Raw genomic sequence first — 5,516 nt, forward strand, 5'->3', positions numbered from 1 at the left:
TCTGTTGCTCTCCGTCATCGACACCTCCCAGGCTCCTCAGCCTATCAAAGGTGTCCGTGAAATCGGGACAGGCCCACTCCTCGACTGGAATCAGATCGGCCAGGACATGGGCCAGCTGCAGCCGGGTCGTCTCGCTCGCGTGCAGCAGGGGCAGACGTAGCGTCGACTCACATAGGTCGAGAAGGCTCAGCGCGGTCTTGACCGGAATCGGGTTGGACTCACGGAACAGCACCGCATGCAACGGGGCGAGCTTGTCCCGCAACTCAAAAGCCTTGTCGAACTGGTGTAAGGCCCAGGCTTCCTGCAATGCAGCACATAGGCCGGGCACGACATTCGCAGTAACTGAGATGCAGCCGACGCCACCCATGGCGAGATGCGCGACAGCGGTTGCATCGTCTCCGGACATCTGCGGGAAGTCTGCGCCGCAGAGCGCACGAAGGCGCTGAACCCGGGCCAGATCACCCGTGGCATCCTTGAGCGCCTGGATCAGGCGGTCGTCATGAAGTCGGGCGATGGTGTCGTCCGCAAAGCCGATGGCCGCCCGCGACGGCACATCATACAGGATGATCGGCAGGATCGAGGCCGCAGCGACAGCCCTGATATGGGCGATAAGCCCATCTTGTCCGGGCCTGACATATGGTGGGGCCGAGCAGAGCAGCGCGGTCGCCCCGCACCGTTCGGCGGAAACCGCCAAGCGGACCGCCGCCTCGGTCGATGATGCTCCGATGCCCACGAAGACTCCTGCCCTGGAGCCGACGGTCTCGGCGGTGATCCGAACAATGCGGGCATGCTCCTCAGGCAAAAGCGCCGGCGCTTCGCCTGTGCTGCCGCAGACCACGATGGCAGACGAGCCCTGCCTAACGGCACGGTCGACCAGCGCGGACAGGCTCGCCTCGTCCACAGCGCCGTCGGCATGGCGGAACGGCGTGATCAAAGCCGGCACTGAGCCGGCATAGAGGGGAACGCTGAATGTCATCGTCTTTCCCGGTGTGACAGGGGAGCGCCTCGCGCCATTCTCATGGCCAAGGCATCAGTTGACGGGAGCGGGGCGGAGATTGCACATCAGCAAAAAATGCCCATTCGCCTGACGCCTTATGCGAATGCGGCGGAAGCCAAAGGCACGAAGGCGCCCAGAGATGGATTGCGCGATCGAGAGAGGCTGGGCACCAGCCAGGACAAGGGCGAGCAGGCCGCCCTGGCCGCCTGCCATTAACGCCCTTCGACCGCTCTCGGCGATGGCGATGGCTTCGCCCTCGGATGTGACCCGCGGCGCCACGACAACATCGGCCGGCTCAGGCCGCTTGGGTGGCGTCAGTGCTTCGCTGGCGGTGCGGCAGCCATGGCGCACGGCGTCACAAAGCACCTCGATGCAGGAGCAGCCCAGAACGAGCACTCGATCCGTCTCATTCACCCCGAGCGCGTCGAGCAAGGTTGGCTGCTGCGTAGAGAAGTCTGGCCGATGGTGCGTCGCTTCCAACTGGCCGAAGCTCGATGGTGAATCGGCAGCTTCGGTGAGCGGGTATGCCTGCACAACGCTCAGCATCGAACCAGATGGCATGGTAACTACGGGCATCGTAACCTCCGCAGCCAAGATCGGCGGCTTTGGATAAAGATGCGATGCCGATTGAGCGCAACATCTGTAAAGCGGGCATAAAACACGACGGCGACCTCATTGGGTGTCGTGAAGTGTCGGTATCGTCGAAGCGAGTGGCTTCACAATGGCTCGTCGACTATTCACCAAAGCAGTAGCCGATACCAGGCTCAGTGCGTAGCAGACGGGCGGCAGGGCCAAGCTTCTGTCGCAGGTGGCCGATATAGACCCGAAGGTATTGTGCATCGCCGGCATGGGCCGGGCCCCATACCGCGGACAGTAGCTGGCGTTGGGTGATAACGCGACCTGGGTTTCGCGCCAGCATTATCAGCAGGTCCCACTCTCGCCGCGTCAGCTGCAGCGGTGTTGCCTCATCCTTCAAACGCACGAGGCGGGAGGGAACGTCGATGGTGACGGGGCCGACGCGGATCTCATCCGCCTCAGTGTTTGGCGCAGTCGTAGTCCGACGCAAGACAACCCTGATGCGGGCGAGAAGCTCGGCAAGAGCGAACGGCTTGTCGATGTAATCCTCCGCACCCCCATCCAGCGCGAGGACCTTGCTTTGTTCGCCGCCCCGCGCCGAAAGCACGATGACAGAGGCCCGACTGAAACCTCGTAGTCGCTCAAGAACAACCTGTCCGTCCAGGTCCGGTAGGCCAAGGTCAAGCACAACGACCGAAGGGTTCTGGGATGCTGCGAGCCGGAGGCCGTCCGCAGCCGTATCTGCCCGCAAGGTGACATAACCGGCTGCTTCAAGAGCCGGTGTCAAAAAGCGGTGGATCTGCGGTTCGTCGTCGATGACCAGGATTCGGGATGCCGTCACGCTGGAAACCTTGCTGTCATGCGGGTGCCTTGGCCCTGTCGGACGGGACTTTCCGCCGCTATCCGTCCGTGCATGGCATTGACCAAGCCGCGGCAGATCGCCAGCCCAAGCCCGGAGCCAGCGGTGACGCGGTCTGTCCGGCTCGCCCGGAAGAATGGATCGAAGATGCGATGCAGGTCGCCAGGCGGAATGCCTGGTCCATCATCCTCCACGAAGATGGCAATCTCAGCGCCTTCGCGGCGGGCACCGACGTTCACTTGACCCTGCGGCCCGGAAAACTTGAGCGCGTTGTCGAGAAGATTGGCGAGGACCTGATTCAGAAGCGCCGCGTCGAGCTGCGCTGTCAGGCGCTTGGCCTCCAGATCCCGGCCGATGCGACGGCCTGAAACGGTCTCCGCCCGTTGTGTGACGGCTTCGACAGCGTCGATGACATCCACGGGATCGCGCCGTGGGGTGATCTCGCCCGCTTCGACCCGGACCATATCGAGGATGTTGCTCACGAAGCGGCCCATGCGCGTCGTCTCCTCGATGATGGTCGTCAGCAAATCGGTCCGGGTGGCTTCGGTAAGCCGGTTGCCACTATCTCTCAGCGTTTCCGCGGCGCCGCGAATGCCGGTCAGCGGCGTCCGCAGGTCGTGCCCGAGTGAGGTCAGCAGCGCGGTGCGCAATGCCTCGGTTTCGGCGCGGGCCGTGCCACGTGCCCGCTCCTCCATCAGCTCTGCTCGTTCGATAGCGACCGCGGCCTGGTCAAGCAGCGCAGTCAGCGCACGGTCCCGCTCCGCGTCGAGGTCGTGGCCCTCCGGCGGTCGTGTCCCAACCAGCCCCACCACGGCATGGGCCGTGCGCATGGGCCTGAACTGCCAGGCCACCGCCGACAAGGTGTCGGTGCCGTGGCCGGTGACGGTGCCGTGTTCGAAGGCCCAGGCTGCCGCGGCCAGGGAGGCGTCATCCGGCTCGGCCTCGGTCGGGACAGCCGCCCGCACCACCAGCTCGACCGGTGTCCCGGATGGCCCGCCAGGCAGCGGCATCAGCACGCAGGTTGCATGGCCAGTTACACGCTGCGCCTCGTCGGCGACAGCGGTGACGAGATCGGCTTGAGATCCCGGAGCGCCGAGGCGGCGGGAGAACTCGACCAGTCGCCTCAGGCTGAACAACCGTGCCCGTGCCACCCGCACCGACCGGCCCAGCCCGCCCGTGGTCCCGACCAGCAGCAGTGCCACCAAGCTGAACACCACGACGCCGACCACGTCCTGAGCGTTGGCGATTGTCAGTTCGTAGCGCGGTGGCAGGAAGAGGTAGTTCCAAAACACAAATGACAGGAAGGCGGCGACCAGTGCCTGCGGCGGGGCGGCCACGACCGCCGTGGCAACGATCGCGGCGAGATACACCATGCCGAGTGCGCCCTCGGGCACGATGCCGTCGGTGGCGAGGCCGATGCCGGTTGCCGCTCCGACCAGGATGGGGACCATCGCCCAACCGAACCAGGCGGGCAGCGGCCTGCGGTCTCGTAGGGGACGCGGTGGCAGGGCAGGGTTAGGCACCAGATGGAGCGAGAACTCGGTCGCCTGGCGCAGCAGGGCGGCCGAGAGGGTACGTCCTGTTATGCGCCGCCACCAGGCGGTGCGGCCCCGCCCGAAGACAAGATGGGTGACGTTGCGCGTCCTGGCGCAGTTCAGGATGGCCGTTGGAAGGTCGGCCGCCACCACTGTCTCGACCTCGGCGCCCAAGGCCTCGGCGAGCTGCAGGGCCGGCGACGGGTCGACCCGATCCTCTGCCCCCAGCCGCTCCACATGCAGGGCGACAAGCGAACCATGCAGGGCGTCGGCGATGCGCCGCGCCTGGCGGACCACGGTTTCGGCGGCAGCGTCGGGTCCGACCAGGGCCATGACGCGCTCACCGGTCGGCCAGGGGCCGCTCATCGCGTTGGCCCGCATGTAGCCGGTGACCTCGGCATCGACCCGCTCCGCCGTCCGCCGCAAGGCCAGCTCGCGCAAAGCAGCAAGGTTGCCCTCCCGGAAGAAGCCCTTCAGCGCCCGCTCAGCCTGGGCTGGCCGGTAGACACGACCCTGCCGCATTCGATCCAGCAACTCTGCTGGTGGGATGTCCACCAGCTCGATCGCATCGGCCTCGGCCAGGATGCGATCCGGAACAGTCTCGGCGACTCTGATGCCCGTGATGCGCGCCACCGCGTCCGACAGGCTCTCGAGGTGCTGGACGTTCATCGTGGTCCAAACCTCGATCCCCGCCGCGCGCAGCTCCGCGACATCCATCCAGCGCTTGGGGTGGCGGCTGCCCGGCACGTTAGTATGGGCGAGCTCGTCCAGCAGCAGGATCTGCGGGCGGCGGGCCAGAGCGGCATCGAGATCGAACTCCTCGAGCACCTGGCCCCGGTAGGTGATGCGTGCGCGTGGCAGGACTGGAAGCTCGCCGATCTGCCCTTGGGTTTCGGCGCGACCATGGGTCTCGATCACGCCGGCCACGACATCGGCACCACCCAGATGACGTCGGCGGGCCTGAACCAACATCTCGAAGGTCTTGCCAACGCCGGGGGCCGCGCCCAGGAAGACTTTCAGCCGCCCGCGGCCTTCCTTGGCTGCCATGGCCAGCAGCGCTTCCGGGTCTGGGCGGCCAGGTTCAGCGCGGTCCGGGTCGAGTGGCATGGAGACTGGTGCCGGCCCTTGGTTGCGGTTGCACAGATGGTCTTAGCCTTTCTCAACACCCGCCAGGTGAACAAGGCCGGCAACCACGACCCCGATGACGCAGGCCCCGACGAGCCAGAGACGTGCCTCACCGGAGCCGGCTGTCGAGGCTGACATGCCCAGGCCAAACCCAAGCGAGCCGACAAAGCCCCAGCCCAACTCGGCCAGAAACCCCAGAAGTATAAGGGGTCTTGTGCCGAGAGAGCGGAGCGCCCACCGGGCGCCTCCGCTACGAACGACATGTGACCGTGTCCCGCCACTCATGGCGTTGACGCGGACAACCAATGGGATCCTCGTCACAGCCATGTCGCCCGTCTCCTCAGAACACCCGGCTGAGGGTGAAGAGCACCCGGCCGTCGCAGGCACGCTGGCCGCCGGAGGCGCGGTCGGCGACGGGGATGCA

General features: G+C 66.0%; 4 protein-coding genes. All 4 read right to left on the bottom strand.

The window, feature by feature from the left end; genetic code table 11:
* Positions 1–976, bottom strand: a 976-nt coding sequence (gene dapA, locus JMJ56_RS32500) for a 4-hydroxy-tetrahydrodipicolinate synthase (protein ID WP_202836019.1), incomplete at its 3' end; no start/stop codon positions are given.
* 54 nt (positions 977–1,030) lie between these two features.
* Entirely contained in the window at positions 1,031–1,573 is a 543-nt protein-coding gene (locus JMJ56_RS32505; protein ID WP_202836020.1) for a hypothetical protein, read from the bottom strand.
* Positions 1,574–1,730: 157 nt separating this feature from the next.
* Positions 1,731–2,414 (bottom strand): response regulator, encoded by a 684-nt coding sequence (locus tag JMJ56_RS32510; RefSeq protein WP_202836021.1) that lies wholly within the window; start codon positions 2,412–2,414, stop codon positions 1,731–1,733.
* Positions 2,411–5,074, bottom strand: coding sequence for a sensor histidine kinase (locus tag JMJ56_RS32515; protein ID WP_202836022.1), 2,664 nt, complete (start codon positions 5,072–5,074; stop codon positions 2,411–2,413). The genes JMJ56_RS32510 and JMJ56_RS32515 overlap by 4 nt, the downstream gene beginning before the upstream one ends.
* Positions 5,075–5,516 lie beyond the last annotated feature (442 nt).

Source organism: Belnapia arida (genome assembly GCF_016773205.1).
Classification (GTDB): domain Bacteria; phylum Pseudomonadota; class Alphaproteobacteria; order Acetobacterales; family Acetobacteraceae; genus Belnapia; species Belnapia arida.